The sequence below is a fragment of the Roseovarius sp. genome (assembly GCF_018066915.1).
In the GTDB taxonomy this organism is placed as follows: domain Bacteria; phylum Pseudomonadota; class Alphaproteobacteria; order Rhodobacterales; family Rhodobacteraceae; genus Roseovarius.
This window is the reverse complement of the sequence record NZ_JAGPVV010000086.1, coordinates 1-3,869: the sequence shown is the minus strand read 5'-3', so window position 1 is coordinate 3,869 and position 3,869 is coordinate 1. Positions and strand designations below refer to the sequence as shown.

General features: G+C 63.0%; 4 protein-coding genes. All 4 read right to left on the bottom strand.

Annotated elements, in window-relative coordinates; all coding sequences use genetic code 11:
• Positions 1-616, bottom strand: a 616-nt coding sequence (locus KBT70_RS04910; RefSeq protein WP_296629410.1) for a branched-chain amino acid ABC transporter permease, incomplete at its 3' end; no start/stop codon positions are given.
• A 54-nt stretch (positions 617-670) separates the two neighbouring features.
• Complete coding sequence (locus KBT70_RS04905; protein WP_296629409.1) at positions 671-1,846, bottom strand: ABC transporter substrate-binding protein; 1,176 nt, start codon at positions 1,844-1,846, stop codon at positions 671-673.
• A 41-nt stretch (positions 1,847-1,887) separates the two neighbouring features.
• Positions 1,888-2,667 carry a benzoate diol dehydrogenase BenD gene (gene benD / locus KBT70_RS04900; protein ID WP_296629408.1) on the bottom strand — a complete coding sequence of 260 codons (780 nt, stop codon included), beginning with the start codon at positions 2,665-2,667 and terminating at the stop codon, positions 1,888-1,890.
• Positions 2,664-3,686, bottom strand: a complete 1,023-nt coding sequence (gene benC, locus KBT70_RS04895; protein WP_296629407.1) for a benzoate 1,2-dioxygenase electron transfer component BenC — start codon at positions 3,684-3,686, stop codon at positions 2,664-2,666. Before benC ends, benD begins: the two co-directional genes overlap by 4 nt.
• Positions 3,687-3,869: the final 183 nt, after the last annotated feature.

Genomic DNA, 3,869 nt, shown 5'->3' with positions numbered 1-3,869 from the left:
CCAACCCCGCCAGGGCGCAGCCAACGCAGAACACGATGAAGAAGAGCCGCTCGACATTGATCCCGAGACAGGCCGCCATCGCGTCATTGTCCACGCCTGCGCGGATCATCGCACCGATTTGCGTCCGGCTGAGCACAAAGGCCAGAGCGGCAAAGATCGCGAGACCCAGAGCGATGATAAAGAGCCGGTAGGCGGGATAGTCCACCCCCAGAAGTGCCACGCGCCCCGCAAGGATCGCAGGCACCTCTAACCCCAGTGCCAGATCGCCCCAGACCATGCGGGTGATGTCCAGCAGCGCAAAGATGAGGCCGAATGTCACCAGCACCTGCGCCATCGGACCTGATTTGCGCATCCGCTGGATGAGGCCGGAATAGAGCAGCACGCCCACCCCTGCGACCGCCACCGGGGCCAGAAAAAACCCTGCCCAATAGCCGCCGACCGCCGCCACAGAGGCCGCGAAATAGGCACCCAGAGCATAGAGCGCGCCATGGGCCAGATTGACAAAATGCATCAGGCCAAAGATCACGGTCAGGCCGATGGAGAGCAGAAACAGAAGCATCGAAAGCTGGAGCGCGTTGAGCGCCTGCAGCGTCCAGAAACCCAGATCAAGTGACATTGCGGAACCTCCTCCCGAATGGGCCCGGCCAAGGATATGGCCGGGCCTTGTCTCTTAGTTGCTGACGGGGGCTGCCATCTCGCAGCCGTTGACCGGATCAGCCTCGGCAGGCAATTGTGCCAGCACCTTTTGCGTCATGCCGTCCGCACCGGCGACGGTCTCGTAGACATAGATCGGCTGCACGATGTTGTTGGTCGCGGGATCAATCGAGAGCGCGCCGCGCGGTCCGTCGAAACTGACCTGCCGCAGAGCATTGGCAAGGCTCTCGCGGTCCGTGGCCCCGGCCTTGACGGCCTCGATCAAGGCGCGGCCTGCGTCATAGCCATGCACCGCGAATTCCGACGGCACGCGGCCCGTCTTGGCCTTGAACGCCTCGACGAATTGCACGTTCGCAGGGTTGTCGAGCGTGGGCACGTAATGCAGCGCGGTGATCACGCCCTCGGCTGCCGGACCCTGGGCGTTGACATAGAGCGACGAGGTGAGGAAGCCCGAGCCATAGAGCGGCAATTCGGCCTTGAGACCAAAGCTATCGTATTGCTTGACAAAGGAAATCGCCTCGCCGCCCGCGTAGAAGACGAACACCGCCTCGGCACCGCTCGACTTGGCCTGCGCCATATAGGGGCCGAAATCTTGCGTTTTCTGGAAAGGGGTGAACTCCTGCCCGACAATCTCGCCGCCAGCGGCGGTAAAGGTCTGGACAAAGCCGTCGATCATCTGGCGGCCTGCGGCATAATCGGGGGCCAGCGTATAGACCTTGCGGATGCCTTGATCATACATCCACTGACCCATTGGGCGGTTGACCTGCCCGTTGGAAAAGGACATGCGCGTGATATAGGGCGAGCACGCCTCGCCCGTGGCCTCGTCATTGCCGGCGTTGGCAACGATCAGCGGCACGCCTGCGCCATGCACCATGTCGCGCACAGCACCCAGCACGCCAGAGCTGACGATGCCCGAGATCACATCGACCTTGTCCTGCAAGATCAGCTTCTTGGCCTTGGCCAGAGCCACGGGTGGTTTGACCTCGGTATCCTCGCGGACAATCTCGAAGGTGGCCGGGGTTTCGGACCCGAATTGCTCGAGAGCGGTTGTGAACCCCGCCTCGATATCATTGCCAAGAGCGGCATAGACACCCGAGAAGGGCAAGAGCAGCCCGACCTTGATATCCTGGGCTGTTGCAGGCACAGCAAGGCCAGTGGCAAGCCCGAGGGCCGCGAGAATTGCGCGTTTCATTGGTAGTTCCTCCAGTTGGTGTTCAGACCCCTCCTCAGGGTCTATCCAAGATCGCCCCCGCCCACCGGCACTGTGACGCCGGTGATGTAAGAGGCCTCATCCGACGCCAGAAACAGGATTGGCCCTGCCTGTTCGTCGAGTGTTCCGTAGCGTTTCATCAGGCTCGACTGGATCGTCTGATCAACAATGGTCTGATACCAGTCTGCGCGCTGTTCCTCTGCCGCATTGGGGTTGCGCGGCACCACGCGCGGCGGGGCCTCTGTGCCCCCCGGCGCGGTGGCCACGACGCGAATACCCCGCTCGCCCACCTCCCACGCCAAGCTGGCGGTGATCGCATTCACCCCGCCCTTGGCCGCCGCATAAGGCACCCGGTTGAGGCCGCGCGTGGCGATGGACGAGACATTGACAATCACGCCAGATCCTTGCGGCAGCATCCGCTCGATCGCCGCGCGGCAGCAATAGAGGGTCGGAAAGAGAGAGCGCCGCACCTCTGCGTCAATCTCATGGGGCGCGTAATGCTCATAGGGTTTGGCCCAGATCGTGCCGCCTACGTTGTTGATCAGAATGTCGATCCGACCCCAGATCTCGACCGCCGCCGCCATGGCCGCCTCGCAGCCCTCCCAAGTCTCCAGATCGACATTGAGCGCGTGGGCCTCGCCGCCGCCTGCGCGGATCGCTTCGACCACCGCGTCGCGATGCTCGGACCGGTCCACGACCAGCACGCGCGCGCCTTCGGCTGCGGCGCGTTCAGCCACCCGGCGCCCGATCCCTTGGGCAGCACCGGTCACGACCATCACCTTGCCTGTGAAACGCGGTGTCATGCGGCGGCCGCCTCGGTTTCGGTCGGGTTGAACTTTTCAAAGTGGAACGCGGCGGGGGTCACGCCCAGTTGTGCGAAATGCCCGCGTACCGCATCCACCATTGGCGGCGGACCGCAGAGGTAAACGTCGCAATCGCCACTGTTCAGATCCTCTGCCGTCAGGTGATCGGTGACAAAGCCCTTGCGATCATGCGCCTCGTTCTGATCGGCCAGCACCGTGATGATGGTCACGTTGCCAATCGCCTCGGCCAGTGCCGTAACGCGGTCCAGTTCCACCAGATCGGCGGCGCGGGTCACGGCGTAGTAGAGCGTGATCGGATGGTCGCACCCCTGCGCCGCCACCTGCTCCAGCATCGACAGGAAGGGGGCAAGGCCGGTGCCGCCCGCCAGCCACAGTTGCGGCCGCGTGATGGGCCGCAGGTAAAACGCCCCCATCGGCCCGGTCAGCGTGACGGTATCGCCGGGGCTGGCGCGCTCGCCCAGATAGCGGCTCATGACCCCGCCCGGAATGTTGCGGATAAGGAATGTGGCCTCAGCCGCGCCGGGGGCGGAAGAGAAGGAATAAGAGCGGTGCGCTTCGGTGCCGGGCACGCTCACGTTCACATATTGACCGGGCAGAAATCCCATCGGCTTGGTCAGCTTGACGCGCAGGCCAAAGGAGGTCTCGGACAGTCGGTCCACGGCCACAACTTCGGCTGCCACAGCCTCGGGCGCGGTCTTGCACACGGCAGAGGAGGCAGGCACCCGGATGACGCAATCGCTCTGCGGCATCATCTGGCAGGTCAGCACATAGCCTTCGGCTGCCTCTTCCTCGGTCATGGCCTCGTCGAGGTAGAACTCCAGTTCATACGCGCCCTTTTCGGCAAAGCATTTGCAGGTGCCGCAGACCCCGTCGCGGCAATCCATCGGAATGTTGATCTTTTGCCGAAACGCGGCTTCGGTGACTTTCTCGTCATCGTCGCATTGGATGACACGGGTCACGCCATCCTCGAAATTCAGGGCGATGTTATAGCTGGTCATGGCGGGCTCCTCCCCTCTGCTGGCGCGCCCCTATAGGCGCGCGCCGGTCATGGTCTCAGATGTGATAGACGTCGATCACATGGTGGATCTGGTCGTTCTTGAGCACGACCTTCTTGTCGGTGATCAGCGGATTTTTCCCCGTTACATCAAGCGTGTAGAACGACGTGCCCCAGTGCTGATCGG